The organism is Kitasatospora sp. NPDC043949, from assembly GCF_056435365.1.
This window is the reverse complement of record NZ_JBWKEQ010000001.1, coordinates 275,443-301,288: the sequence shown is the minus strand read 5'-3', so window position 1 is coordinate 301,288 and position 25,846 is coordinate 275,443. Positions and strand designations below refer to the sequence as shown.

The following is a 25,846-nucleotide window of genomic DNA, read 5'->3' as shown; positions in this document are numbered from 1 at the left end:
CCACGGGAGTCATTCGCGGGCCCCGTTCGTTGGTGGTGGCGGCGTCGGGGGACGCGCCGCCGTACGGAGCTGCCCGTGACGCCTATCCCCCGGGGGGATGCCATGCCCACGACCATGTCCAGGACCATCCGCCCGGCCGTCGCCCTGACGGCCGGGCTCGCCGCGCTGCTGCTCGCCGGGTGCACCGCCCCGGACGGCGGGACGGAGGGCTTCGCGGGCGCGCTGCCCGCCAAGAACGCCAAGTCCACGCCGCCGCCGAACGGCCCGTACGTGGCCCTCGGCGACTCGTACACCGCCGGCCTGAAGATCGCCCCGCAGGTGGGCGAGCCGAAGGGCTGCTCCCGCTCGGGGGTCAACTACCCGTCCCTGGTGGCGAAGGGGCTCGGGCTGCCGGCCGGCCAGTTCCAGGACGTCAGTTGCAGCGGCGCCCGCACCGGGGATCTGACCGGCGCCCAGGAGACCGACCACGGCACCAACCCGCCCCAGCTGGACGCGCTGACCTCGGCCACCCGCCTGGTGACGGTCGGCATCGGCGGCAACGACGCGGGCTTCATGGAGGTCGTCAAGGAGTGCGCCAAGGAGAACCTGGTGGACGCGGTGAAGGGCATCGTCGGCGCCACCCGCGCCTCCTCGCCCTGCCGCGAGCACTACGCCTCCGGCGGGACGGACGAGGTGCAGCGCAAGGTCGACGCGGCCGGTGAGCAACTCGGCAGGATCCTGCAGGACATCAAGCACCGCTCCCCGCAGGCCCGGGTCTACGTGATCGGGTACCCGACGCTGCTCCCGGCCGACCCGGCGAGCTGCCGGTCGGTGCTGGGCAAGGCGGTCGCGGCCGGGGACCTGGGCTTCCTCTCGGAGAAGGAGCAGCAGCTCAACAGCATGCTCAAGCGGCGGGCGGCGGGCGCGGGCGCGGTGTTCGTGGACGCGGCCGCCCCCTCGGCCGGGCACGACATGTGCGCGGGCGAGGCCACCCGCTGGGTCGAACCGCCCTTCCCGGCCCCGGGCCTGGCGGCGATCCACCCCAACGCCAAGGGGCAGGAGGCGGTGGCCGCCGTCGTCCTCAAGGCCGTCCGCGGCTGAGGCCGGAGGCCGGGGCCGGACCGCAGGCGGCGCCCGGCGGGCCGGGGCGGCCACCGGCGCGTCACCGGGGCCGGGGCGGACATCAGCGCGTACCGCAGGATTCACGCTCCGGCCCACGCCCCTTCGTGCGCGGCACACCCCGGCTGTCGGGGGCGCGGCGTACCGTGAGGGGCATATGGATGACACCGCGCACCGCCTCGCCGCCGCCCCGCTCCCGTACGACCACGCCGCCGAGGCCCGCTGGGTCCCCGAACCGGACAAGCGCCCCGGCCGCACGGCGTTCCAGCGCGACCGCGCCCGGGTGCTGCACTCGGCGGCGCTGCGGCGGCTGGCCGGCACCACCCAGGTGGTCGCCCCGATGCGCAGCGACTTCCCCCGCACCCGGCTCACCCACTCCCTCGAATGCGCCCAGGTGGGGCGGGAGTTGGGCGCCGCCCTGGGCTGCGACCCGGACCTCGTGGAGGCCGGCTGCCTGGCCCACGACATCGGCCACCCGCCGTTCGGCCACACCGGCGAGGAGGCGCTCGACCAGGCCGCCGAGGCCTGCGGCGGCTTCGAGGGCAACGCGCAGTCGCTGCGCATCCTCACCCGGCTCGAACCCAAGCGCTTCGCCCCGGAGGGTGAGCACCCCGCCGCTCGGCTCGCCCCCTGGCCCGGCCGCAGCGTCGGCCTCAACCTGACCCGCGCCGCCCTCGACGCCGCCACCAAGTACCCGTGGACGCGCGGCGCCCACCCCACCGACCCGGCCTCGCCCAAGTACGGCGTCTACGCCGACGACCTGCCGGTGTTCCGCTGGCTGCGGGCCGGCTCCCCGGCCGGGCGCAAGTGCTTCGAGGCCACCGTCATGGACTGGTCCGACGACGTCGCGTACTCGACCCACGACGTCGAGGACGGCCTCCAGGCCGGCCACATCGACCCGGCCGCGCTGCGGGCGCCGAGCGAGCGGGCCGAACTCTTCAAGGTCGCCGAGCGCTACGCCCCGGACGCCGAGCCGGAGGAACTGGCCACCGCCCTCGACCGGCTGCTCGCCCAGGACCGGTGGCCCCAGGAGTACGACGGCACGGCCCGCGCCCGGGCCGGGCTGAAGGACCTCACCAGCCAGCTGATCGGTCGCTTCTGCCTGGCCGCCGAGCAGGCCACCCGGGCCCGCTACGGCCCCGGCCGGCTCACCCGGTACACGGCCGAGCTGGTGGTGCCGCGGGGCGTCCGGCTGGAGGTCGCGGTGCTCAAGGCGGTCGCCGTCCGCTTCGTGATGCAGCGCGACGAGCAGGCCCAGCTGCGGGCCCGCCAGCGGATCGTGATCGCCGAGCTGGCGTACGTGCTCACCCAGCGCGCCCCCGAGGGCCTGGACCCGGTGTTCGGCGCGCTCTACCGCGAGGCCGAGGACGACCGGGCCGCCCTGCGCGCGGTCATCGACCAGATCGCCACCCTCACCGACGCCTCCGCCCTCGCCCTGCACGCCAGGCTCGTCGGCGCCGCCTGGGCCTGACCGCCCGCGGCCCCGGCGCCCGGCGTCCGACCGCCCAGGCGCAACCGCCCGGCGCCCGACCGCGTGCGGTGCGACCGGTCCGGGCGCGACCGGCCCGCCGGGAAACCCCGGCCACCCCAGTAGACTTCCGGGGTGGCCGGGCGGATCAGGGACGAAGACGTACAAGCGGTGCGCAGCGCACTGCCGATCGACGCCGTGGTCGGCGACTACGTTCAGCTCACCAACGGTGGCGGCGGCGAGTACAAGGGCGTCTGCCCCTTCCACGACGAGAAGTCCGCCTCGTTCTACGTGAACCCCGCCAAGGGCGTCTTCCACTGCTTCGGCTGCCAGGAGAACGGCGACACCATCGCCTTCCTGATGAAGATCGAGCACTTCACCTTCGCCGAGGCCGTCGAGCGGATGGCCGCCCAGGCCGGCATCACCCTGCGCTACGAGGAGGGCGGCTACAGCCCCCGCCACCAGCAGGGCGAGCGGACCCGCCTGGTCGAGGCGCACAAGGTGGCCGCCGCCTACTACCGGGAGCAGCTGGCCTCGGCGGAGGCGGAGATCGGCCGCCGCTTCCTGGGCGAGCGCGGCTTCGACGAGGAGGCCGCGAAGACCTTCGGCGTCGGCTACGCCCCGGTGGGCTGGGAGCACCTGGTCCGCTACCTGCGCGGCAAGGGCTTCACCGACAAGGAGATCCTGCTCGGCGGCCTGGCCTCGCAGGGCCAGCGCGGCGGCCTGATCGACCGCTTCCGGGGCCGGCTGGTCTGGCCGATCCGGGACATCGCGGGCGAGGTGGTCGGCTTCGGCGCCCGCCGCCTGCGCGAGGACGACAACGGCCCGAAGTACCTGAACACCCCCGAGACGCCGATCTACAAGAAGTCGCACGTGCTGTACGGCATCGACCTGGCGAAGAAGGAGATCGCCAAGTCGGGCCGCGCGGTCGTGGTCGAGGGCTACACCGACGTGATGGCCTGCCACCTGGCGGGGGTCACCTCGGCGGTGGCCACCTGCGGTACGGCCTTCGCCGAGGACCACATCAAGATCATCCGTCGGCTGCTGATGGACACCTCGCAGTACCGCGGCGAGACGGTCTTCACCTTCGACGGCGACGCGGCCGGTCAGAAGGCCGCCCTGCGGGCCTTCGAGGACGACCAGAAGTTCGCCGCCAAGACCTCCATCGCGGTCAGCCCGGGCGGCATGGACCCGTGCGAGCTGCGCCTGGCCCAGGGCGACGAGGCGGTCAAGCAGCTGATCGACAACCCCGTCCCGCTGTTCGAGTTCGCGCTGGTCTCGGCGGTGTCCAAGCACCGGGTGGAGACGCCGGAGGGGCGGTCGGCGGCCCTGGAGGAGGCGGCCCCGATCGTCGCCAAGATCAAGGACCGCTCGATCCAGCACGAGTACGCCGTCCGCCTGGCCGGCATGCTCGGCATCCTGGACGAGCCCTTCGTCGTCCGCCGGGTCTCCCAGCTGGCCCGCTGGGACCGCGAGCGCCAGCAGAACCCCCGGGGCGCCGACCGCGGCCGCCGCGTCGAGCCCGCGCCGGTGCGCCCGGCGCAGCCCGCCTTCCGGCTCAACCCGCGCGACCCGGCCCAGTTCGTCGAGCGGGAGCTGCTCAAGCTGGCGCTCCAGCACCCGGACCTGGTCAGCCCGGCCTTCGACCACTACGGCGAGGACGAGTTCCCCACCCTGCCGTACACCGCCGTCCGGCAGGCCATCGCCAAGGCCGGCGGCGCCGCGTACGGGGCGACGCTGCCCGACTTCACCAGCGCGGTGCGCGAGGCGGCCCCGGACGACCAGGTGCGCTCGCTGGTCACCGAGCTGACCGTCGAGCCGGTGCGCTCCCGCCGGAAGGTGGACGCGGTCTACGCCGGGGAGTTCCTGGTCAAGCTGCGCCTGCTGGCGGTGGACCGGCGGATCGCCGAGGTCCGCGGCTACCTCCAGCGGCTCGGCCACCGGGCCGACGCCGAGCAGCAGCACGCGGTGCAGACCGAGCTGTGGCAGCTCCAGCAGTACGGTCAGCAGCTCCGCAGCCAGGGCGCGGCGGGGCTGTAGGAGTGCGGCGGGGCCGTGGGAGCGGCCCAGAAAGTCGGCGCACGAGTCTCGGCCACGGAGTGTGGCGTACCGCACACTGGAGGGCGTCCCACCTCCGTTCAGCGCGGGTCCGCCAGAGTCGCGCCCGCCCCGAGGGATGCCCGTGGACCGAGGCTTCGCCGCGACCTCCAGCCCGACCGCCGCACCGACCGCCAGTCCGACCGCCGCACCGCCCGGCGCGCTGAGTGCCGCACCGCCCGGGGAACGGGAGACGGACCACGGCCGGGCCGGGGCCGCGCCCCCGGACGGCGCCCGAGGCGTGCCGGAGGGCCACCCCGAGGCCCCGGAGACGGACCCCGGCGTAGAGGGTCCGGAGCCCGACGCAGAGGGTCCGGAGCCCGACGACGGGGACGAGGAGGAGCCCCGCCCGCCGGCCGAGGGCGACGCCGGCCCGGCGCCGGACCTGCTCCGCCAGTACCTGCGCGAGATCGGCCGGGTCCGCCTGCTCACCGCCGCCGAGGAGGTGGAGCTGGCCCGCCGGGTCGAGGTCGGCCTGTTCGCCGAGGAGCGGCTGAACGGTGACCCCCCGCCGCCCGACCCGCTGGCCCGCGAACTGGACACCCTGGTGGTGCGCGGCCGGATCGCCAAACGCCGGCTGATCGAGGCGAACCTGCGGCTGGTGGTGTCCGTCGCCAAACGCTACGTCGGCCGCGGACTGACCCTGCTGGACCTGATCCAGGAGGGCAACCTGGGCCTGATCCGGGCGGTGGAGAAGTTCGACTACGCCCGCGGCTACAAGTTCTCCACGTACGCGACCTGGTGGATCCGGCAGGCGATGAGCCGGGCGCTGGCCGATCAGGCCCGGACGATCCGGGTGCCGGTGCACGTGGTCGAGCTGATCAACCGGGTGATCCGGGTGCAGCGCGCCCTGCTGCAGGAGCGCGGGCTGGAACCGACTCCGGCCGGGATCGCCGCCGCCCTGGAGCTGACCGAGGAACGGGTGCGCGAACTGCTCCGGCTGGCCCAGGAGCCGATCTCGCTGCACACCCCGGTCGGCGAGGAGGACGACGTCGCGCTCGGCGACCTGATCGAGGACGCCGACGCCGCCTCACCCGCGGAGTCCGCCACCTTCCTGCTGCTGCGCCAGCACCTGGACGCGGTCCTGGCCACCCTGGGCGAGCGGGAGCGCCAGGTCGTCCAGCTCCGCTACGGGCTGGACGACGGCCGCCCGCGCACGCTGGAGGAGATCGGCGCGGTGTTCGGCGTGACCCGGGAGCGGATCCGCCAGATCGAGTCGAAGACGCTGATCAAGCTCCGCGACCACGCCTTCGCGGCGCAGCTGCGCGGGTATCTCGACTGAGCGGCCCACCGGGATCGGCTAGGACCGGCCCGGGGAGGGCTGTGCGCCGGCGGGCTGCGCGGCGGTCGGCTCTGCGGCGGTCGGCTGTGCCGGGGACGGCGGGTCGGTGGCCGCCGCGTCCGGGCCGGTGCCCGGGGGCGGCGAGGCGGGGCCGATCGGGATCGGGGTGGAGGCCACCACGGCGGCCAGGCCGGAGACGGGCGAGGTGCAGACGTGCCCGGCCGGCTGGTACCCGCAGACCTGGAAGGTGACGGCCGGGTCGGCCGCGTCCAGCATCGACGAGTAGTTGTCGTAGCCCCAGTGGATGAGCGCCGTCTCGCTCTGGCCGGAGCCGTCGGTGATGGTCGCGTAGTCGTTCGGCTCACCCTCGGTGATCGCCGCCCAGGCCGCCTGGCAGGTCTGGCTGTACCGGAGGTAGACGACGACCTTGCCGATGACGTCGGTCTGCAGGGTCCGGGCGTCCTTGCCGCAGCCGGTGGCCTTGGGGTCCTTGTGCGCGCAGCCGACGGCCTGGCAGACGGGAGCGCCCGGGACGGGCTTGGCCGCGGTGGCGGTCGGGACGGGCTCAGCGACGGTCTGCGGCTGCTCCTGGTGCCGGGTGGCCCGCAGGCCGACCAGCACCAGCAGGGCCACCAGCAGGGCGGCGCCGGTCAGCAGCGTCGCCGGGCGCCGCCACCACGCCACGGGTGCCGGCACGGTGCCGCCGGGTTCGCCGGGTGCGGCGGTCAGGTCGAGCACGTCGGTCACGTCGGAGGCGGCAGGTGCGTCGGAGGTGGCGGGCACGCCGGTCCGGTCCGTCGGGGGCTGTGCCGCCGGGGCCTGCTCGGGGGCCGCCTGCGCGGCGGGTTCCTCCGGGGCGGCGGGCTCGCCGTCCTCCTCGGGCCCCGCCACGGCCCGCTCCCACAGCGCCCGCAGGGCCGGCCCGTCGCAGTCCACCGCCCCGGTCAGCGCCTCCAGCGCCTGCCCGGTGATGACCCGCTTGCCGTTCAGCCAGCGCTCCCAGGAGGCCCGGCTGTAGTGCGTCCGGGCGGCCAGCTCGGACAGCGAGAGTCCGGCGGCGTCCTTGATGGCCCGGAGCTCCTCGGCCAGGAGCCGGGCGGGTCCGGACAGCTCTTCGGGCAGGTTCTTCCAGGCGGAACCCATGGGGCCTTCCAACGGTGCGAGACGGGAACGGGGGACGGGGAGAGCGGAACGGGCTCCGGCCGGGGCCGTCCGGGTGTCTCCGCTTCTCCAAACCCATCGGTCCGGCGTCCCAAACCCCAGGTCATGGCGCTGAGACGGACGGAAGTGTCTCACAACCCCCGGGAACGCTCGCATGTGCACGTGTCCGTCGTGCACAGTTCTCTGGTCGGCGCGGTTCGTCGCCCGACGGCGTCGTTCGGACGCGGACCGGTCACCGGTCCCCGCTCCGGCAGCACGTCCCGATTCCCCCACCGGCCGGGGCAGCCTCGCGGGGGGAGGCTGCCCCGGTTCGTCCGGGACGCACGGTGGGGAGGGCGCTTCGCCGCGCCCTTCCCACCGTGATCACGCCCCACCGCGCCCTTCCCACCGTGATCACGCCCCACCGCGTTCACGCCCCGGCGGACACACGCCTAGTGGTGGAAGCCAGACCGGGCCGGCACCCCGAGCTCCTTGAGCGGGCCGGGCTGGCGCCGCAGCTCCGGCAGCAGCCGGGAGAGGTCGGCCAGCAGCAGGTCGGCGAGGTCCAGCGAGAAGCCGTTGCGGCAGACCACCCGGAGCACCGACAGGTCCGTCCGGTTCGCGGGGAAGGTGTACGCGGGCACCTGCCAGCCGCGCTCGCGCAGCCGCCGCGAGACGTCGAACACGTCGAACGGCTCGTCGTCGGCGGTGGTGAGGGCGAAGACCGGCAACTGGTCGCCGCGGGTCAGCAGCCGGAAGCCGCCCAACTGCCCGATCGCTTCGGACAGGTGGATGGCGACCTCGCGGCAGGCGCCCTGGACGGCCCGGAAGCCGTCCCGGCCGAGCCGCAGGAAGACGTAGTACTGCGCGACGACCTCGGCGCCGGGGCGGGAGAAGTTGAGCGCGAAGGTCGGCATCTCGCCGCCGAGGTAGTTGACCCGGAAGACCAGTTCCTCCGGCAGCGCCTCCTGGTCGCGCCACAGGGCCCAGCCGACGCCGGGGTAGACCAGGCCGTACTTGTGCCCGGAGCTGTTGATCGAGGCGACCCGGGGGAGCCGGAAGTCCCAGACCACCTGGGGGTCGAGGAAGGGCGCCACCATGCCGCCGGAGGCGCCGTCCACGTGCACCGGGACGTCGAGGCCGGTGCGTTGCTGGAGGTCGTCCAGGGCCGCGCAGATCTCCGCGATCGGCTCGTAGGAGCCGTCGAAGGTGGAACCGAGGATGCCGACCACGCCGATGGTGTCCTCGTCGCACAGCGCGACCGCGTGCTCGGCGTCGAGGTGGAAGCGCTCGCCCTCCATGGGCGCGGTGCGGGCCTCGACCTCCCAGAAGGTGCAGAACTTCTCCCAGCACACCTGCACGTTGACGCCCATCACCAGGTTGGGTCGGGCCCCGGCCGCGTAGCGCTCGGCGTTGCGGCGCATCCAGCGGCGCTTGAGCGCCATGCCGGCCAGCATGCAGGCCTCGCTGGAGCCGGTGGTGGAGCAGCCGACCGCGGCGTCCGGGTCGGGGGCGTGCCAGAGGTCGGCGAGGATCGCCACGCAGCGCCGCTCCAGTTCGGCGGTCTGCGGGTACTCGTCCTTGTCGATCATGTTCTTGTCCAGGCACTCGGTCATCAGCCGGGTGGCCTGCGTCTCCATCGAGGTGGTGACGAAGGTCGCCAGGTTGAGCCGGGCGTTGCCGTCCAGCATCAGCTCGTCGTGGATCAGCTGGTACGCGGTGTCGGCTGCGATGGGCCCCTCGCCGAGCCGGTGCAGCGGCGGTGCCAGCTTCATCGAGCCCAGCGGGTCGGCGGCGCCCACGAGCGGACCGATGCTCAGCCGGCGGTCGTTGCCGGCCCCCTTGTGCAGCGCCATGGAGTCCTGCCGCCCTTCGAGCCGGTGGCCGTGTCCCGTCCCACGCTGCCACCGGCCGCCGGGTGACGCATCTTCACCGGCCGGGGCCGGGGGGGCGCCGCCGTCCCCGGCCGGCGAGGCCGCCGCAGCCGGGGTCAGGCCGCCGTCTCCGGGTGGATCTGTTCGCGGGCGGCGCGGTACTGCTGGCGCACCGCCGACCCGATCGCCAGGTCCTGCTCCCCGTCCGGCTCGACGGTCTCGGCGTCCGGCAGCTCCCACTCCGGCGGCTCCGGGGTGCCGGCCAGTGCCCAGGCGGCCTGCCGGGCGGCCCCGCGGGCGGCGTGGGCGCCCGGCGGCGGCACCACGACCGGGACGCCGAACAGCGGCGGGGCGATGTGCCGGACGGCGGGCAGCCGCCCGGCCGCGCCGAGCAGAAACACCCGCCGCACCGCGACACCCTGGGCGCGCAGCACGTCGAGGGCGTCCGCGATGTTGCACAGCATGCCCTCGACGGCGGCCCGGGCCAGGTGCTGCGGTGTCATCGACTCGGCCCGCAGGCCGGTCAGGGTGCCGGCCGCGTGCGGGAGGGCAGGCGTCCGCTCGCCGTCCAGGTAGGGGAGGAGCACCAGCCCGTACGCGCCGGGGGAGGAGTGCAGGGCGAGGTCGCTCAGGCCGTCCAGGTCCCGGCCGAGCATGGCGGCGGTGGCGCGGAGCACCTGGGCGGCGTTGAGGGTGGCGACCATCGGGAGGTGGCGGCCGGCGGCGTCGGCGAAGGAGGAGATCAGCCCGGTGGCGTCCACCACGGCCTGGTCGTGCACGGCGAAGATCGTTCCGGCGCTGCCGAGCGAGACCACCGCGTCGCCGGGGCGCAGCCCGAGGCCGAGCGCGGCGGCCATGTTGTCGCCGGTGCCGGCCGAGATCAGCAGGCCCTCGGGGGTGTGCCCGGCGGGTTCGGCGGGGTCGAGCACCTCGGGCAGCCGCAGCTCGTGGCCGAGCGCCAGCTCGACCAGGTCCTGCCGGTACTCGCCGGTGATCGGGGACCAGTAGCCGGTGCCGGAGGCGTCGCCCCGGTCGGTGGTGCGGCGCCTGGGGTGGCCGAGGAGCTGCCAGACCAGCCAGTCGTGCGGGAGCAGCACCTCGGCCACCCGGCGGGCGTTGGCCGGCTCGAACTCGGCCAGCCAGCGCAGCTTGGCGATGGTGTAGGTCGGGCTGGGGACGGCGCCGATCGCGGCGGTCCAGGCGGCCGGGCCGCCGAGCGCGTCCAGCAGCTTGGCGGCGGCGCCGCCGGAGCGCGGGTCGTTCCAGAGGATCGCCGGCCGGACCAGCACGCCGCCCGCGTCCAGGCCGATCATGCCGTGCTGCTGCGCGCTGACGCCGATGGCCCGGACGCCCTCCAGCAGGCCGCCGGCGGCGGCGTCGCCGAGCGAGTGCAGCCACAGCTGTGGGTCGGCCTCGCCGGGGCGGGTGTCCGGGTCCTCGGGGACGGGGTGCGGCGCCTTGCCGGAGCGCAGGACGGCGCCGGTGTCGGCGTCGCACGCGACGATCCGGGTGCGGTTGGTCGAGCTGTCTATCCCCGCGACGATGGCCATGCCGAGATCATGCCTCAGCCCGGCCCTGGACGCGTCCGGGCCGGGCGAGGTGTTGCCCGTTCGGGACTCGACGCAGGGCCCTGGTACACCCTGGCGTCACCGTCCCGTCACGGGCGGAAGGTACCCCAGCCGTCGTCCTCGGCCCGGGAGCGGTTGAAGTACGGCACCCGGTCGGTGACGGCGTTCGGCAGCCGGTCGCCGACCTTGTCCGCGACGGCGCCGGCGGCCTTCCCGGCGACCGCGCCGGCCTGCTGCCTGGCTCGGTCGGCGGCGCCCTGCACCGTGGGGTTCTGGGCGATCTGCCGGGTGACCTTCGTGATCTGGTCGTAGCGCCGGCGCCCGGCCCGGGAGCCCAGGACGTAGCCGGCCGCGAACCCCGCGGCCAACGACAGCTTCCACATGATCGGATCCACCCTCTCCTGGCGGCCTTCTGCCGCATTGCCCTACCCGTCCGTCGGGACGGCGAACCGTCCGTGCCCCCCAGCATCCCCGGGGGCCGTGCCGGGCGCGCGCCGGGCACGCCGGGTGGGAGGCCGCGCGGGAGCCCCGGGAGCGGTCCGGCGAAAGCGATTGGCGGACCACCCCCCCGAGTGCGCTAATGTATGTCCCGCAGCGAGCGCCGAGGAGCCCGGGGAACCGGGGGCCGAGGCGGAAGCCGATCCCCCATAGCTCAATTGGCAGAGCAGCCGACTGTTAATCGGCAGGTTATTGGTTCGAGTCCAATTGGGGGAGCTCGGGAGAGGTCTTGCAAGAGCCCTCCTCCCGTCCGTGGTACGGCAGTTCGGTACCGCGATCCCGCATAGCTCAATTGGCAGAGCAGCCGGCTGTTAACCGGCAGGTTTTTGGTTCGAGTCCAAATGCGGGAGCTTCATCGGGTCCGCCCGGTGACTGCTCAGAGCGAAGGCCCCTCGGATGACCGGGGGGCCTTCGTGTTGCCTTCGTCACCTCGCGACGGCCGGGCGGCTCGGGCGGCCGCCTCCGGAGCCCGGACGGCCGCCTCCCGGGTCCGGGTGGCCGCCGCCCGGGTTCAGGCGGTCGCCTCCCGGTAGAGCGCGGAGACCCGCCGGTCGAAGGTGACGCTGTAGGAGGTGCCGGCCGTCTCGCCGCCCTCCTGGTAGCCACCGATCACGCCCACGACCGCGCCGCTGTCCGTCACCCACGGGCTGCCGCTGGTGCCGTCGGTGTAGCCGTCGCAGTCGAAGCGCTCCTGGGTCGGGCTCTGCGAGCGGGTCCTGGCCGCGCAGGTGATCGGCTCGTCGCGCTCGTTCGGGTAGCCGGTCACCGAGACGGCGAGCCCGAAGCCCTGGCCGGTGGCGATCGGGTTGCCGCCGACGGCGTCCTCGACCTGCTTGCCGCCGACCGTGCCCACGGTGACGAAGGCCACGTCGTACTCGGGGTCGTCGTCGTCCGCCCAGCGCGGGTCGACGGTGATCGACTTCACCGGCCAACTGCCGTACGGGATGAAGCCGTTGCGGTAGCCGGGGGTGAACACCAGGCCGTCCAGCAGGCCGATCCGGCGGTTCTGCACGCAGTGCGCGGCGGTGACCAGCAGGTTGTGCCTGGGGCTGCGGACGACGCTCGCCGTGCAGGCCCGGGGGCCCTGCGCGGTGCGGACCGAGAGGGTGCCGATCCGGTCGCGGGTGCTGCTCTGCTGCGCGACCTCGGCGGCGGGCGCCTGGTCCTGCTCGCCCCCGTCGCACGCGGTTCCGGCGGCGAGCAGCAGGGCCGCCAGCGCGACCGTCCGTGCGGCGCGCGGGGGCCGTGCCGGGCGGGGGGCCATCGGGGCTCCGTCTCGTTCCTCGGGGCGGGCACCGGGTCCGTGCGTTCCGCCGTTCGAGAGGAAGATCTATCAGGCCGTGCCCGGCGGCGCCACCGCCGCCCCTCCGGTCAGCCGGTGGCCCGGTCGTAGAGCGCCTGGACGCGGTCGCCGAAGTAGCTGCTGTACGAGGTGTCCGGGCTGTCGCCGCCCTGCTGGTAGCCGCCGATCACGCCGACCACGGTGCCGGTCCTGGTGCTCGGGTCGAAGTCGGTCACCCAGGGGCTGCCGCTGGTGCCGCCGGTGTAGTCGGGGCAGTCGATCCGCAGCTGGGTGGAGCTCTGCTCGGTGGTGTTGTTGGCGCAGGTGATCGGGACGTCGCTGGTGCCGGGGTAGCCGGTGATCCGCACGGGCAGCTGGTAGCCGAGGCCGACGCCCAGCTTGTTGGCGCCGAGCACCTGCTGCACCTGCTGCCCGTTCTGGGCCTGGACGACGGCGAAGGCGACGTCCACGTCCGGGTCGGCGTGGTCCTTCCAGTCGTCGTCGACGGTGACGGCGATCAGCGGCCAGACGCCGCTGGGGGTGTCGCCGTTACGGTAGCCGGGGACGAAGACGAGGTCGCTGCGCTGGCCGAGTTGGGGGTCCCAGACGCAGTGCGCGGCGGTGACGATGAGGTTGAGCCCGGCGCTGTCGACGACGCTGGCGGTGCAGAAGTGGTCGCCGTCCGCGTTGCGGGTGAAGACGGCGCCGACCAGGCCGTTGAGCACGGTGGGCCTGGCGGTGCGGGTGACTCCGGTGTGCCTGGAGACGGCGCCCCTGAGCCGTTGTCGGCTCCAGCCGTGGCCGCCGCCGGAGGCCGAGGCGGATCCGGAGGGACGGGCGGAGCGGGTGGCCGGAGCCGAGCTGACCGTCGGCGCGCCCCCGCCGGGCCCGGCCGAGGTGGTGCAGCCCGCCGCGGCCAGCAGCACCGCGAGCGCCCCGGCCGCGGCTCCCGTCCCACGTGTCGTCATCCGTCCAGGCTGCCCGTGCGGCCGTCCGGGCGCCACCCGAACTGCGCAATCAGGACAGGCGCACGCCTGTGCGCACCCGTGCGCGCCCCCGGCGCGCACCACGGGTGATCGACCGGCTATGCTGCGCGGGACGTCCTTTCGGGGCCGTCTGCTGCTGCCGTGGTCGACGACCGGCGCACGCGGCGAACCGGGGCGGTAGCTCAGCCGGTTAGAGCAGGGGACTCATAATCCCTTGGTCGTGGGTTCGAGTCCCACCCGCCCCACACTCGGCCAGCGTGGCTGTTCTTCGCGCAGGTGCCTGTGACCTGCGAAAACGTCCTCATGTTCCGATCGGAACTCTAGGGCACCGGGTGTGCCCGAACCTGGCTGCCACGCCGAAGTTCACCCAGATGGGAACGCCATGGGAACGGCGCGGGGATTGAACCTCCCATGGGAACCACTTGAGGGCCGATCAGCCCGCCTTCGGGCCGTGACGTGCGAGCCGTGGCCCCGCACATCGTCGACCGGGTCCTAAGCGGGCACGAGGACTCGAACCCGCTTCCGCTTCGCGGCCCGCTCCCGGCGCGTCGTATCCGGCGCTGCCACCTTGACGGGTTCAGAGATGGGAGCAGGCGCCGGCGCCGGCGCAGGCTCGGTGATCCGGGTGGCCCGGGGCACCACGGCGAGAGTCGCCTCGGCGTGGACGTGCTGGAATTCCTCGAACGTGCTCGTGTACGTGTCGGCCGTGATCTGGATGCCGGAGTGACCCAGCAGCGCGGAGATGTCCTTCATTGACAGGCCTGCGGCGTTGGCCAGGCCCGCCGTTCCGTGCCGCAAGTCGTGCAGACGGATCGGCAGCAGGTTGTTCTTCTCGATCAGTTTCTCGAAGCGGTAGGTGAAGTGGTCGGGGTGGTAGTGCTCCCCGTTCTCCTGTGTGAAGACCGCGTTGGTGTCCTTCCAGACCTTCTCCTTGTGGGCGCTGTTCCACGCCTCCCTCTCCGTATCCTGGCGGTCTTTCAGGGCCAGCAGCAGGGCGATCGTCTCGCGGTCGATGGTGATCGTCCGCTCGCTGTCGGCCTTCGGGGGTTCCTCGAAGGTCTGGCTCGCGATGGCGACGAGCTGCTTGCTGATCTCGATCGTCCGGGCCTCGAAGTCGATGTCCGACCACCGCAGGGCGCACGCCTCACCGCGGCGAAGGCCGCGTAGGGCGAGCAGGTGCCACAGGGCGTAGAGCCGGTCCTCGACCACCGCGTCCAGGAACTCCCCGGTCTGGCGTGGGGTCCACACCATGACGGGGGACGGCTTCTTCCCGGTACGCCGGTACTCGGCGATTCGGACCGCAGTCCACACCAGGGCCTTGGGCCGCTTGTACGGGGTGAGTTTGACCAGCTCGGTCCAGTTGCGGACGATCTTCTGGGCTATGACGGCGTCCGCCAGGGCGGAGGACAGCGTGGCCTTGATGCGGTGCTGTGTCGGCGTGTCGGTGAGTCGCTTGAGCTCCTTGCGGGCCGCCTTGTGTGCAGCCCGGGCCTCGGTCCATGCCGCGCGGGCCTTGGCCCGGTCGGGGCCGGGCTTCTCCTCCTTCCAGATCTGGCCCCAGAACGTGGCCTGCTCTTCCAGGGCTTCGACCTGGGCCCGGTGGGCGTCGCGGGCCTCGTTCTCGGCGTGGATGGCGGCGAACATCGCCCGGATGTGGTCGGCGTCCAGTTCGACCAGTGGGACGTGCCCGATGTACCGGCCGATGTAGAGGCGGATGTGCCGCTCGTAGCCGGGGATGGTGGTGGTGGCGAGTTCCTTCTTCGTCTCCAGCCACTCGGTTATGTAGCGCCCGAGGGTTTCCTTGGAGAGGACCTTGATGCCGGCGCGGGACAGTTCGTACTTCTGCCGGGCTTCCTTGGCGGCGGCCTTCTGGGTCTTGAAACCTCCCTTGACGGCGGTCTGCCGCTTGCCCTCGACCTTGGTGTCCAGCTCGATGCTGTAGTACCAGGAGCCGTGGTCCCTCTTGCTGAGCTGCGGGCAGGACTTGTCGAGCGGGCCGATGAGCTGGACGCCGTCGGCGTCCAGCTTCGGCTGCCCCTTGAGGGCCCCCCGCTTGTGTACGAGCGGGCCCTTGCAGCCGCACCGCTTGTAGGTCTTGTCCTCGAACACTCGCCCTCCTAAGGGTGGTTGCAGTGCACTGATGCGCACCGTGTGGCACCGGCAGTGCTTCGCCCGCACCGGTGCGTTGGTATGCTCCCTACCGTTGTGCGCGGGGGAGAACGCGGGCGACTATGACGAATACGACAAAGAGCGAAGGCCATGTCCGGGGTCGCGGGATGGCCCTGAGTGAGCTGCTGGCCCTGCCGGTGACCGTCAATGTGGAGACGGCCGCCCGAGCCCTGGGGATCAGCCGGAACACCGCTCACGACTTGATCCGCGAGGACTCCTTTCCCGTGAAGACGCTCAGGCTCGGTTCGGCAACGCGGGTGCCCACCCTCGCCCTTCATGAGGTCCTCGGCGTCCCCGTACCGCGAGTCGAGGAGTAGGCGGCCGTGAGGTGAGGGCCACGGGCGGCAGCTCCGGCTGGAGTTGCCGCCCGTGGCCCTTTTCGCGGCCTGCACGGCGGGGCGGAGCGTGTCCTCCTTCTCGCGCACATCGCTGCCTCCCCTTTTCACTCGCTGTCTTCGCTCATCTTCAACTGCCGCTCATCATACTCGAATGCATGTTCGATTCTGCATCATTTCTACACGCAACGTGCCTGTTGAGTAAGGGGGTTGGTGTCGGCGGGCGTGGAGGGATCTTCGGGCGAAACCTGTTGAACGTCCACGAAATGTCGCCATCCTTCACTGGCTGTCGTCGCCTTTCACTCGTGTTGGGGAACGGGGTACGCTGATCCGAGTTGGCGCGGGGGAGAAACGCGACGACTCAAAATGAAGATCGACAAGACCGACGAGGTCCAGGCGAAGCCCGAGCGTGGCATGACGCTGTGGGAAGTGCGGAGCCTGCCGGTCACCATCAGCGTGGTGACGGCGGCGCGGGCGTTGGGGCTGGGCCCCAATGCGGCGTACGAGGCGATCCGGGCCGGAACCTTCCCGCTGGACATGATCAGCGCGGGAAAGACGAAGCGGGTCGTTACTGCGTCGCTGTGGAGGCTCCTCCAGGTTGACGGCCTTGTCGTGGAAGCGTGATACACGCAACGTGATGGAGACTCTTCCATGGGTCTCCATCACGTGACGGGTGTCTCGTGACGGGAAGGGACACGCGCGGTGGCAGTGAGGGTCTTCGGGTTCGCGGACGTGGCCAAGAGCGCCTTGCTGGACGACGAGGCGCAGGCCCTGAGGGAGGCCGTGGAGCGGCGTATCGGCGGCGCCACCCGCGCCGGCGCCGCCGCGCACCTCAACTCTCGGGGCTTCGTCGGCACGCTCGGCTCCGCGTTCACCGGCCGGACCGTGGGCAAGCTGTTCCGCAACCCGGCCATCGCCGGACTCGAACCCGGCCGGGACGGGCAACTGGTCGACGCGGGCCACCCCGGCATCATCACCCCGCACCAGTTCGCACAACTCCAGGCCCTCGACGACGCCGAGACGAAGAAGCGTGAGGACGCCCGGAAGGCCGCCCCGCAGCCCGACTACGAGTACGCCTTCGCCCAGAACGATCTTGTCGTGTGCGGCCTGTGCGGGGCGAGCCAGCAGGGCCTGCGCACGAGCGCGGGCTACCCCGGCTACTGCTGCTCGGCCGGGCCCCGCGCCGACCGGCCCGGGGACTGCGGCAAGGTCCGGATCTCTGCCGAGATCCTTGAGGACCACCTCGGGGAGCAGATCGTCGCCCGGCTGCTCGAACCCGGCACGCAGAAGGCCCTGGAGAAGGCGCGCACCGAACTGGAAGACCAACTGGCCGACGCCAAGACGCAGCTCGCGGCGATCACCGAAGGCCTCGGCAATCTCGGCGGGATGGTGCTGCGCCACGAGATCACGGCCGCGAGCGCAGCCAAGGCGCAGGCGGAGGGCTCCCAGCAGCAGAAGGTCCTGCGCCGCAGGATCCGCATCCTGGGACGAGCGGCGGCCACCCCGGTCAGCGGGGACATCGATGAGCTGGTCAAGTGGTGGAACTCGGCACCCGCCGAGGCGCGGGCCGGTCTGGCGATGCTGATGTTCCACCGCGTCGACGTGCACCCCGGCGGCCGGGGCGCCCGCAGGCTCAAGCCCGGCCGCGTGGTGCTGTGGTGGCGCGACCAGCCCGCACCGCCGCCGATCCGCCGCGCCGCATAGCCGCCGCCCCCCGCCGGGCGACGGCGCCGGGCAGAGAGCCGACCGCGATCCCGGAGAACAGACTCAGGGCGAACAGGCCTGCGCTGGTCGCGCTGATCGCGTCCTGCAAGTCGACGCTCCAGGCCCCGCCAGCCGCCTGTGTGATGGCGACGAAGAGCCCTTCCGTCGTGCCCCACACCGCGCAGGCCGCGCCGCCCACGGCGATCAGGGCCTGGCTGACACCGAGCACGTGGCGGCCCGCCCGGATGTTGCCGATGGCCGGACAGTCCCAGGCGATGAAGGCCCCGGCCAGCGCCCAGTAGATGTCTGTGATCAGCAGATAGGTGGCCACACCGCCGTCGGTGGCGTAGGTGTTGGTGAACGCAATGTCGGTGCTGTTGGCCACCGTGAAGACGATGGTGGCTGCTGTGGCGACCGCTCCGGCCACCGTGAAGCGGATCCTCAGCGCAGACGTCCAGTCCTGCGGGGGGTACGTCCATGGCACCAGCAGGACGCGGATCGCGAGAAGGGACACGATCCCGAACAGGTGGGACAGGAGCATGGCCAGGTTGTCGACTCCGGAGGCTGACTCGATGCGGCTGGCCACACCCGGCTGGGTGAGGACGATAGCGACCAGGCCTGCGGTGGCGGCCGTGGTGCGGCTCCATCGGGCCAGGGCCCGGGTGTTGCCGTCGGAATGGCCGCCGCGGCGCAGCGTCATCCAGGTCACGACGACGGCGGTGACGCATAGCGCGACCAGGGCGGCGCCCAGCAGCAGTGGTGCGATGTGCACGGGGTTCTCGTTTCGGTGTTGCTGCCGCAGCCTGCGGCGGGTCCTAGGAGCAGAAGAGGAACAGCTCGGTTTCCTGGCGGCTCGCCTCGGCGGCCTCGGCGCGCGACAGACGCCGCCGGCGTCGGGTCTTCGAGGCCGCCGAGTCGGAGTCGGGTTGGGCCGGGGCGGGGATCGCCAGGCCTCTGGCCTCGCGCAGGGCGAGGGCGGCTTGGAGGAGGCCGGCGGCGCCGTTCTCTCCGAGATCGGCGACCAGGCGCAGCGCCTCACGGACCGCCGGATACTCGTAGTAGACCTCCAGCGAGGCCAGGTCGTGATCCCCGGGCAGCAGGTACGGAGCAGGGCAGTCGAATGCCTCGGCCAGTCCGAGAAGCGTCCGCGAGGGGGGGTTGGCTTTCACTCCGGACAGCGTGGCGTGAATCACCGTGTGATCCAGCGTCGGCTTTCCACTCTCGTCGGACGTGCGGGCTGCAAGATCACGCGTAGTGGGAGGCTTCTCGCCTTCCCGCGTGAGTCGCCCGCGTAGGAACTTGAGCTTCTCGGCGAGACTCCATAGCCCGTCGGCCGTATCGGCTGGCGTGGTCATTGGAGGCCCCCTGTGGTTTTGTGCCATGAGAATTCTTGTTGTCGATCGGCAACAGGCACAGTACAGGCCGTCGGTGCCCGGAATCCAAACGATCATTCTTTGACAGTTTCTTGATCTCGGGTGCAAGCTGTGGCCGCCGGTCGCGAGTTCGACCAGGTCAGCGGTCTTGGGTCCGCGGCGAACGGTGCCGTGGGCTGGATCGCGCGGGCTCGACGCCGGGCCTGCGCGCTGGCATGAGGGGTCTTTCTGGTGGCGATCGGCAGTGCAGGCGTGTTGCGCGTGCTCGCAGAACGGCGCCGGGCCGGACTCGTGGCCGAGTCTGAAAGCGAAAGCCCCCTCTCCGGTCAGGGGGCCGTCGACGCCCTCATTCTCTTCGCAGGGGGCGGGCGATCGCCCCTCCCGGATTCCCGCCCTTTGGGGCAGGGTCCCCCGGGCGATGCCGGCGGCGATTCCCGACCCTGACGGGGTGAACCCCTCTTATCTGGGGTCGTTAAATCTGAGGCCTGGCCAGGGAATTTCTTGATCAATCTTCTGCCGGTGTTGCACCCCACCCCGAGTGAGTATAGAATCTAACCATACGAGAGGGGGTCACACCCCCAAAACCTGATGGGAGTTACACCATGGCGAAGAAGCTCAAGATGAGCCAGATCCACCCGAACCCGCGTCAGCCCCGCGAGTACTTCGACACTGAGAAGATGGCCGAAATCGTCGCCTCCGTCCGGGAGTTCGGCGTCATGACCCCGATCGAGGTCCGCCGGCGCCCCGAAGGCGGCTACCAGATCGTCATGGGTGAGCGCCGCTACCGCGCCAACCGGGAGGTCGGCAACCCCACCATCAAGGCCGAGATCGTCGAAGTCGCGTCCGACATCAAGGCGTTCCGCCGCTCGATGGCCGAGAACGTCAACCGCGCCGACATGACCCCCCTGGAGGAGGGGCGCGGCTACCGGCGCATCCTCGACGAGGACACCAGCGACGACGGTGGTCAGCTCACCGAGGAGGACGTCGCCAAGGCCTTCGGCAAGTCCACCCGCTACGTCAAGATCCGTCTCCAGCTGCTCGACCTGGTCCCCAAGGTGCAGCACCACCTGACCCACGGTCACATCGGCCTCGCCGCCGCACACCGCATCTCCGAGTTGACGCCGGAGAACCAGGACGCCGTCATCACCAAGTGGGCCCAGGGTGGCGACAGCGGCAAGGCGATGGACGAGAACGAGCTGCTGCACTTCGCCCACCAGGTCCGCGAGCAGGAGCGCCAGCCCGGCATGTTCACCATCGAGGAGCTGACCGAGGAGCAGAAGGCCGAGCGGATCGCCGTCCAGAAGGGCACCCGCAACAAGCTCGACCAGATCGAGCGAACCCGTGCCCTGCTGGAGGAGCTGGCCAAGACCCCCATCGAGGAGCTGGCCGCCGCACTCGAAGGGCAGATCGGGGCCCGCCTGGACCAGCTGGAGCGCACCGCCAAGAGCCTCCAGGATGCCAAGTTCCAGGTCCGGCAGGCCAAGGCGTTCGCTGACGCCCGTGAGATCGTCGCCTCCAACGCGGCCAAGGCCCCCATTCTCACCGCACCCGAGCAGAACAGTGGGCAGGAGGCGGCGCAGGATGTCGGCGCCGACCTTGACGCCGAGTTCGCCACCATGCTCGCGGAGGTCGTCACCGAGACCGCCGATCGCACCAGCGGCGAGGCCGAGCGGGCCGACGCCGCCGAGGCCCCGGTGCCCGTCGCGGCCTGATCCTGCCGACCAGGGCGGCCCCCCGGGGGCCGCCGGTCACAGGGCTGCCGGTTACGGACGAGAACCCCCTCACCCGATGCCAAGGAAGCCCGGTGACTCGTCCCGGCCGCGATGGCCCGGTTGCGGCCGCCGTCATCGTCGACCAGCACGTGCGGGTCGCACTGGAGCAGATCGCCGACGGAGCCGACCTCCTTCACCGGGTGCTCGCGACGCTGGGAACAGCCGCCCCGCGATTGGGTAGCGTGCTCCCGATGCCCGCCCCGGAACTCGCGGCCCGTGCAGTTCGAGTGGGTCATGCCCGCCACAAGTGACACGCGCTGGCCCGCGTACGAAAGGTATGTACATGCCCCGGCCTGACTGGCTCCAGATGCCACCCGCTGCCTGGTACGACACCGGCAAGCAGGGTGCGTTGTTCGATCCGCCCGGCCATGACCCGGACAGCGACGACTTCGGGACGACGCCTTTCGACGGCTGCACCGTGGGAGAGCTGAGGCCTGCCGGCGAACCTTCCCTCACCCCTGACTTGTATGGGGACTCTTGATGATACTGTCGGCATGTCGCCGGGAAGTGGGCTCGCCCCCCTGGGCCCACCCCCGGCGACATGCGCCGTGACACCCCTCTCACGGACCTGGCAGGCGGCACTCCCCCCGCGCCCCACCCGCCAGAACCGGGCAGCTCCCATGAGCACGCCACGAGAGGACCCGCCAGCAAGCACGTCACGACCAAGGCCCGCCCGATCTCCTCTCCGAGTCGGGCGGGCCTGCGCATACCCAAAGAGGCACACCGTGCACCACACGTACGCCGCCGACGGCGCGGCCGACCCCGAGGCATACGCCCGGCTGATGCAGGAACGGTACGGACCCCTGCCGGCGCTCTGCGCCGAACAGAACCGGCCCGCCCCGGCACCACCACCCCGCCCTCGGGTCCGCAGGTACAGCAACCGCTGGCCCGACCCGGACGCCGCCCGGCACCGCGAACAGCTCCTCCAAGCCCTCCACTTCCACCAGCAGGGGACGAAGCAGTGACCACCAGCCCGACGACCACCGAACCCGAGCGCACCCCGCCCCGCCCCGGGGCCATCTGGTGCAAGGCCTGCGACTCCTGGTGCGACCCCATCTCCAGCCTCTGCCGCTGCAACAACCGATGACCACCCACCAGGTAGCCGGCGGCCAGGAGTACGAGGCATGCCACCCCCTCGACGAACAGCGACGCATCCGCGTCCTGGCCGTCACCGGCAACCGGGCCGAGGTCGAAACCCTCGGCCCGGGCCCGGCCCGCCGCCGCGACATCCTCCTGAACGCACTCCACCCGACCGCCACCACCGCCAACGGCCAGCCACGCCGCACCGGCTACCGTCTACTCGGACCAGCGGAACGGAGCCCAAAATGACCGACAACACCAACACCCCCCAGCGGCCCACCGCCAGCACCATCACCGACCCGGAACTCGACCAGCTGTGGGAACGAGCCGAAGCCGCCGAGGCCCGCCTCAAGACCGCCGCCGACCTCCTGAACTCCGGCTACAGCGACGCCACGGACCGGATCGACATCGTCCGCCGCCTCTGCGAGGGCGAGATCACCTCGCAGCAGGCCCTGGCCATCGACCGGGGCGACCAATGAACTCCTCCCCGACTTCCCGGCCGCGCACCACCCGGCCGGGGAGCCGGGGCGGACACGCCACCCTCGGGTGGGCCACCACCTCGACGACGGCCATCCAGGCCGCTGTCGCACTGGAGCGGTACCGCGTCGACGCCGCGTCCCTCGGGCTCGCCGACCGAGCCGACACGCTCCTCGCCGAAGCCCAAGGCGAGGCCGCCGGCAGCACACCCACAGTTGGCCACCTCGCCGCTGCTCGACGGCTCCTGTGGACGGAGGGCCAGAACGCAGATCGGGGCGAGTAGCGCCCCGACCGTGCCCGGCCAGGCCCCCACCCGGTCGGGCACAGCTGTACCCACGACTGCCTGACTGCCAGCGCGTAGCCCCGATAAACTGGCAGCCGTACCCGGGGAGGACGAACCGTGGCATTGGGATTCGAGGTCAACCCGGACATCGCGTTCCGGGCGTCTGTGCAGTTCCTCGACACCAAGGACTTCGTCTACAGCATCGCCGACGGCATAGCAGGTGACCTTGCGTCCACAGGGGGGATGGCGGGCGACGACTCGATCGCCCACTCCTTCGCCAGCAAGTACGAACCGGCCGCGAAGAGCATCGTCCAGGCCATCGGGAAAGCCGGGCAGGGCATGGCCACCATCTCCAGCCGCCTGCTGACCATGGCCTCCAACTACCTCGCCGTCCAGGACTCCGTCGCCGCCTCGTTCACCGGAAAGATCAACACCTCCTCGGGTCTCGCCAAGGGCGCCCAGCAGTGCGACCCCAACGAGGCCCACGCCAGCCTCCCGATGGTCACCGGCTCCAAGGAAGTCCACGAGATCCCGATCATCGGGAAGTTCTGGCCCCAGGGAGACCCGAAACGCCTGCGCAGCGCCGCCCACGTCTGGGAACAGTGCGCCACGTTGATCGACCAGGCGCAGCGAAACGCCGGGCTCCACTCGGCGGAGGTGATCGCGAAGTGCTCGGGCGATGCGTTCGAAGGCTTCAAGGCGTATGCCGCGACCGTGTTCAACGCCTGCCCTGCTGGCGGCACCACGGTGTCGTCGAAGCTGTCATTGATGGAGAACATCTCAGCGGCGTGTCGGGAGCTCCAAGCCATCTGCAACGAGTACGCGAAGGCGATCGACGACTGCCAGAACACGCTGATCGGACTGGGGATCACCGCCGGAGTCGTCACCACGGCAGGCGTCCTCCTGACCGTCTTCACGTTCGGCGGCTCAGATGCCGCCGCGGCCGCCGCGGACGCGGCCCTGGCGGCCGACGCAGCGGTGGCCGCCGAGGCTCTTGCCGCCGCCGAGGCCCAGATGGCGGCCGCAGCCGCGGTCGCGGAGGCCGAGGCCATCGTCTCCTCGCTCGCCGCACGCCTGGTCGTTCTCGCTGGCACCGCCGTTGCCGCAACCACGGTCGCCGGCGTCGACTCCGCCAGCGCCACCACCCCCACTGGCCCGCAGAACCCGGCAGGACAGCCCGCCGTCCCCGGCCAAAGCCCGCTCGCCAACCCCGCCGTAGGGCCCATCGCCCCGCCGAACCCGCCGCCCTACCCCCTCTACACCCCGGCACAGCAGATGGTCGCCAGGACGTGGATCGCCGGGATGGACCAACGCGACCCGAACTACGGCACCCCCGCCGACCGCGCCTACCAGGTGCAGGTCGCAGGCAGGCCGGAACGCCGGGTCCTCGGAGCCGACGGCGAGAAGGTGTGGGCGGACGGCTACCGGCCAGCCGACGGCGCGCTCATCGACGCGAAGAACGTCCGCAAGAAGGGATGCAGCCCCCGCTCACTGGAAGGACTGCAGGAAGACCGGTTCAACACCCAGTTCGTCCTGGCCGACGACGAATCCGAACTCACCCGCTACCAGGCGGCGATCGACAACCCCGCCAACCACGCCCAGTACCTTGAAGTCGACACCCCCGACAGCGCAACCGTCGGGTACTGGCAGTACCTGCTCGCCAAGCACCACGTGAAGAGCAACGTCCGCGTCGTCCCCTAACCCGGCAAGGAACCCCTGGTGGACACCATCTACATCGGCGCAGCGCCCGGCACCACCTGGCCGATCACCCCGGAAGAAGCAGAGGACCACCTCCTCGGCCGCTTCCCCGACATGGAGTCCTGGCACAAGCACGCCCCCGTGAGCGAGAAGGACTACATCGACTTCGACGTCGAGCTGGACGGGACGACCCGGCAGTGCAGCTACTTCGAGCACGGCCAGCTCATCCTGCGCGACGGAGACGCAGTCCTGTGGGCCGACACCATCGCCTGGTTCCTCAGCCTCCTCCCCGCCGACGCCCGGGCCGTGGCCATGGTCGCGTCCAACCCCGACAACGTCCGGGTGATCCCGCCGGACTCCAGCGTTCAGGACGTCGAGGAACTGCTCCAGTCACTGTTCGACATCGAGTAACAGCCCGTCGAGCGGACGACGCGCCGCATGAGCCCGCACCGGGCAGGGCAAGGGGGCGGGGAAGTCGACTTCCCCGCCCCCTTCTTCGACCGCTGGGCAAGACGGACGGCAAGCGGTAGCCGGTGGCGTCGGCGTAGGGTCCGACGGGGGAGGCCTCTCCCCGTCGAGTAGCGGATCCGCCGGAAGCCGCTCACCCCTCCGGCGATCAACAAGCCTGGCACCGCCCGCTCCTGCCGTCCAGAGGCGCTTGGCGCGCGAGGACAGGCTCGCCGTGTCGCCTTGCGCGCCCCTGGGCTGCGCAGCCGACGCCACGTCCCGCACACCACCAGCGTTTCTAGTGGGGTGAAGTAGGCTCTGGTTCACCTCTTGTGGTGCGGCCACGCGGGGTGAGCAGTGGATGATTCGGAGCGTTTTGGGCCTTGAGTCAGAACGGCGGGTCTTCGCTGTAGCCGCCGCCTACCCAGTTGCCGTCCCAAGAACCGCGTGCAGCCCTGAGACGGGCATAGTGCTCGCGGGCAGCGATGTCGGACGCGTTCTCCAACCCGCTGGTGTCGTGACCCCATGCCTTCAGCGCGTCCAGGACGCGGTTGCGATGGTACCGGTCAGTGCTGGTGGCCAGCAGACGTCGTGCGTGGCCGGCCAGATCGGCCTGGTGCTGAGTGAGGAGGGGGTGCTCTATGAGGGGAATGGCAGCGATCAGAGCGGCGTGGCGCACTTCGGCGTTGTCATGGCCGAGGAGGGCTTGAACAGCGGAGAAGATCGCCGGCCGTGCGTTCCTAAACGCACGCATCTCCGCGTACTCATCGAGACATCCCTCCCCGTAGAGACGTTCGTCAATGGCAACGCACTCGTCGTCGGCGTCGTAGGCGCTGTCGCCGAGCCAGTCGAGGAGCTGCACGAGGGTCGGGCGGGTCGGGGGTGTCGTGGCGTCGTGACTGTGGTCGCCTGCCGTGATGGCCGGGTGGTTGAGGATCGCCGCGACGAAGAGTGCCACGGGCACGGTGGCCTCGTAGATGCTGTTCTGGTGAGTTACGGGTCCCAGCGCATCCTGGAGAGCGGACTCCCTGATGACCGGGTCCGAGCTGGTCAGGAGTGTCAGCGCCGCCGGCAGGGATTCACCCGTGCCGCAGGCTGTGGCGAGCGACGCCCAGTTTGTGCTGTCCAGCAGCGCCTGAAAAGGAAGGAGCTCGGCGGGGCACGACTGCTCGGTCTGTCTGCGGCTGCGGGTCACAGGCTGAGGCTATTGCGTTG

General features: G+C 71.7%; 25 protein-coding genes and 3 tRNA genes. 18 read left to right on the top strand and 10 right to left on the bottom strand.

Translation table 11 applies throughout. From position 1 onward, the window contains the following. Window positions 1-114: 114 nt before the first annotated feature. The 4 genes from AC07AL_RS01495 (at window position 115) to AC07AL_RS01480 (ending at window position 5,945) form a co-directional block, all read left to right on the top strand. Window positions 115-1,080: an SGNH/GDSL hydrolase family protein gene (locus AC07AL_RS01495; RefSeq protein WP_363620333.1), complete on the top strand. Its 966-nt coding sequence runs from the start codon at window positions 115-117 to the stop codon at window positions 1,078-1,080. Between the two features lie 175 nt (window positions 1,081-1,255). Then, complete coding sequence (locus AC07AL_RS01490) at window positions 1,256-2,569, top strand: deoxyguanosinetriphosphate triphosphohydrolase (protein ID WP_478316448.1); 1,314 nt, start codon at window positions 1,256-1,258, stop codon at window positions 2,567-2,569. 132 nt (window positions 2,570-2,701) lie between these two features. After that, on the top strand, window positions 2,702-4,606 hold the full coding sequence (gene dnaG / locus AC07AL_RS01485) for a DNA primase (protein ID WP_478316446.1): 1,905 nt from the start codon (window positions 2,702-2,704) through the stop codon (window positions 4,604-4,606). A 136-nt stretch (window positions 4,607-4,742) separates the two neighbouring features. Then, window positions 4,743-5,945: a sigma-70 family RNA polymerase sigma factor gene (locus tag AC07AL_RS01480; protein WP_363629252.1), complete on the top strand. Its 1,203-nt coding sequence runs from the start codon at window positions 4,743-4,745 to the stop codon at window positions 5,943-5,945. An 18-nt stretch (window positions 5,946-5,963) separates the two neighbouring features. Here the strand turns inward: AC07AL_RS01480 and AC07AL_RS01475 are convergent, their stop codons facing one another. The 4 genes from AC07AL_RS01475 to AC07AL_RS01460 form a co-directional block, all read right to left on the bottom strand. After that, window positions 5,964-7,088, bottom strand: a complete 1,125-nt coding sequence (locus AC07AL_RS01475; RefSeq protein WP_400985170.1) for a helix-turn-helix domain-containing protein — start codon at window positions 7,086-7,088, stop codon at window positions 5,964-5,966. 449 nt (window positions 7,089-7,537) lie between these two features. Further along, on the bottom strand, window positions 7,538-8,941 hold the full coding sequence (gad, locus tag AC07AL_RS01470; protein ID WP_363586323.1) for a glutamate decarboxylase: 1,404 nt from the start codon (window positions 8,939-8,941) through the stop codon (window positions 7,538-7,540). A gap of 134 nt (window positions 8,942-9,075) precedes the next feature. Next, window positions 9,076-10,509, bottom strand: coding sequence for an FGGY family carbohydrate kinase (locus tag AC07AL_RS01465; RefSeq protein WP_363586322.1), 1,434 nt, complete (start codon window positions 10,507-10,509; stop codon window positions 9,076-9,078). 107 nt (window positions 10,510-10,616) lie between these two features. Continuing rightward, window positions 10,617-10,922, bottom strand: a complete 306-nt coding sequence (locus AC07AL_RS01460; RefSeq protein WP_350878155.1) for a hypothetical protein — start codon at window positions 10,920-10,922, stop codon at window positions 10,617-10,619. Between the two features lie 246 nt (window positions 10,923-11,168). Between AC07AL_RS01460 and AC07AL_RS01455 the strand changes: the two genes are divergently transcribed. Next, window positions 11,169-11,241 (top strand) — tRNA-Asn (locus tag AC07AL_RS01455). 61 nt (window positions 11,242-11,302) lie between these two features. After that, window positions 11,303-11,375: transfer RNA gene (locus AC07AL_RS01450), tRNA-Asn, on the top strand. Between the two features lie 161 nt (window positions 11,376-11,536). Here the strand turns inward: AC07AL_RS01450 and AC07AL_RS01445 are convergent. Both AC07AL_RS01445 and AC07AL_RS01440 read right to left on the bottom strand, forming a co-directional pair. Next, complete coding sequence (locus AC07AL_RS01445; protein ID WP_363586321.1) at window positions 11,537-12,289, bottom strand: trypsin-like serine peptidase; 753 nt, start codon at window positions 12,287-12,289, stop codon at window positions 11,537-11,539. A 107-nt stretch (window positions 12,290-12,396) separates the two neighbouring features. After that, window positions 12,397-13,275, bottom strand: a complete 879-nt coding sequence (locus AC07AL_RS01440) for a trypsin-like serine peptidase (RefSeq protein WP_363586320.1) — start codon at window positions 13,273-13,275, stop codon at window positions 12,397-12,399. Between the two features lie 189 nt (window positions 13,276-13,464). On the opposite strand from AC07AL_RS01440, the gene AC07AL_RS01435 reads away from it, so the two are divergent. Beyond that, window positions 13,465-13,538: transfer RNA gene (locus tag AC07AL_RS01435), tRNA-Ile, on the top strand. A gap of 247 nt (window positions 13,539-13,785) precedes the next feature. Here the strand turns inward: AC07AL_RS01435 and AC07AL_RS01430 are convergent. After that, window positions 13,786-15,402 carry a tyrosine-type recombinase/integrase gene (locus AC07AL_RS01430; protein ID WP_478316443.1) on the bottom strand — a complete coding sequence of 539 codons (1,617 nt, stop codon included), beginning with the start codon at window positions 15,400-15,402 and terminating at the stop codon, window positions 13,786-13,788. Between the two features lie 167 nt (window positions 15,403-15,569). Between AC07AL_RS01430 and AC07AL_RS01425 the strand changes: the two genes are divergently transcribed. The 3 genes from AC07AL_RS01425 to AC07AL_RS01415 all read left to right on the top strand — a co-directional run bounded on the left by AC07AL_RS01425 (window position 15,570) and on the right by AC07AL_RS01415 (window position 17,501). Further along, window positions 15,570-15,779, top strand: coding sequence for a helix-turn-helix domain-containing protein (locus AC07AL_RS01425; protein WP_478316441.1), 210 nt, complete (start codon window positions 15,570-15,572; stop codon window positions 15,777-15,779). A 384-nt stretch (window positions 15,780-16,163) separates the two neighbouring features. Continuing rightward, the gene (locus AC07AL_RS01420; protein WP_478316440.1) at window positions 16,164-16,421 is read left to right on the top strand and encodes a DNA-binding protein; all 258 of its coding nucleotides are present in this window, start codon (window positions 16,164-16,166) and stop codon (window positions 16,419-16,421) included. A 78-nt stretch (window positions 16,422-16,499) separates the two neighbouring features. Beyond that, the gene (locus tag AC07AL_RS01415) at window positions 16,500-17,501 is read left to right on the top strand and encodes a recombinase family protein (RefSeq protein WP_478316439.1); all 1,002 of its coding nucleotides are present in this window, start codon (window positions 16,500-16,502) and stop codon (window positions 17,499-17,501) included. Here AC07AL_RS01415 and AC07AL_RS01410 read toward each other — a convergent pair. Both AC07AL_RS01410 and AC07AL_RS01405 read right to left on the bottom strand, forming a co-directional pair. Beyond that, window positions 17,431-18,273, bottom strand: coding sequence for a hypothetical protein (locus tag AC07AL_RS01410; RefSeq protein ID WP_478316437.1), 843 nt, complete (start codon window positions 18,271-18,273; stop codon window positions 17,431-17,433). The genes AC07AL_RS01415 and AC07AL_RS01410 overlap by 71 nt on opposite strands. A gap of 43 nt (window positions 18,274-18,316) precedes the next feature. Further along, a complete protein-coding gene (locus AC07AL_RS01405; protein WP_478316435.1) occupies window positions 18,317-18,670 on the bottom strand; it encodes a hypothetical protein in 354 nt (117 codons plus the stop codon). Between the two features lie 806 nt (window positions 18,671-19,476). Here AC07AL_RS01405 and AC07AL_RS01400 point away from each other — a divergent pair. The 8 genes from AC07AL_RS01400 (at window position 19,477) to AC07AL_RS01365 (ending at window position 24,595) form a co-directional block, all read left to right on the top strand. Further along, entirely contained in the window at window positions 19,477-20,586 is a 1,110-nt protein-coding gene (locus AC07AL_RS01400) for a ParB/RepB/Spo0J family partition protein (RefSeq protein ID WP_478316433.1), read from the top strand. 785 nt (window positions 20,587-21,371) lie between these two features. Beyond that, on the top strand, window positions 21,372-21,611 hold the full coding sequence (locus AC07AL_RS01395) for a hypothetical protein (RefSeq protein ID WP_478316431.1): 240 nt from the start codon (window positions 21,372-21,374) through the stop codon (window positions 21,609-21,611). Further along, on the top strand, window positions 21,608-21,733 hold the full coding sequence (locus AC07AL_RS01390) for a hypothetical protein (RefSeq protein ID WP_380479749.1): 126 nt from the start codon (window positions 21,608-21,610) through the stop codon (window positions 21,731-21,733). Before AC07AL_RS01395 ends, AC07AL_RS01390 begins: the two co-directional genes overlap by 4 nt. Continuing rightward, entirely contained in the window at window positions 21,730-21,975 is a 246-nt protein-coding gene (locus tag AC07AL_RS01385; RefSeq protein ID WP_478316430.1) for a hypothetical protein, read from the top strand. The genes AC07AL_RS01390 and AC07AL_RS01385 overlap by 4 nt, the downstream gene beginning before the upstream one ends. Then, the gene (locus tag AC07AL_RS01380; protein WP_478316429.1) at window positions 21,972-22,205 is read left to right on the top strand and encodes a hypothetical protein; all 234 of its coding nucleotides are present in this window, start codon (window positions 21,972-21,974) and stop codon (window positions 22,203-22,205) included. Before AC07AL_RS01385 ends, AC07AL_RS01380 begins: the two co-directional genes overlap by 4 nt. Then, window positions 22,202-22,486: a hypothetical protein gene (locus tag AC07AL_RS01375; protein ID WP_478316427.1), complete on the top strand. Its 285-nt coding sequence runs from the start codon at window positions 22,202-22,204 to the stop codon at window positions 22,484-22,486. Before AC07AL_RS01380 ends, AC07AL_RS01375 begins: the two co-directional genes overlap by 4 nt. A 117-nt stretch (window positions 22,487-22,603) precedes the next feature. After that, window positions 22,604-24,187 (top strand): restriction endonuclease fold toxin-2 domain-containing protein, encoded by a 1,584-nt coding sequence (locus AC07AL_RS01370; RefSeq protein ID WP_478316425.1) that lies wholly within the window; start codon window positions 22,604-22,606, stop codon window positions 24,185-24,187. Between the two features lie 18 nt (window positions 24,188-24,205). Next, window positions 24,206-24,595, top strand: coding sequence for a hypothetical protein (locus tag AC07AL_RS01365; protein WP_478316423.1), 390 nt, complete (start codon window positions 24,206-24,208; stop codon window positions 24,593-24,595). A 424-nt stretch (window positions 24,596-25,019) separates the two neighbouring features. On the opposite strand, the gene AC07AL_RS01360 is transcribed toward AC07AL_RS01365, so the two are convergent. Further along, window positions 25,020-25,826: a hypothetical protein gene (locus AC07AL_RS01360; RefSeq protein ID WP_478316421.1), complete on the bottom strand. Its 807-nt coding sequence runs from the start codon at window positions 25,824-25,826 to the stop codon at window positions 25,020-25,022. Window positions 25,827-25,846 lie beyond the last annotated feature (20 nt).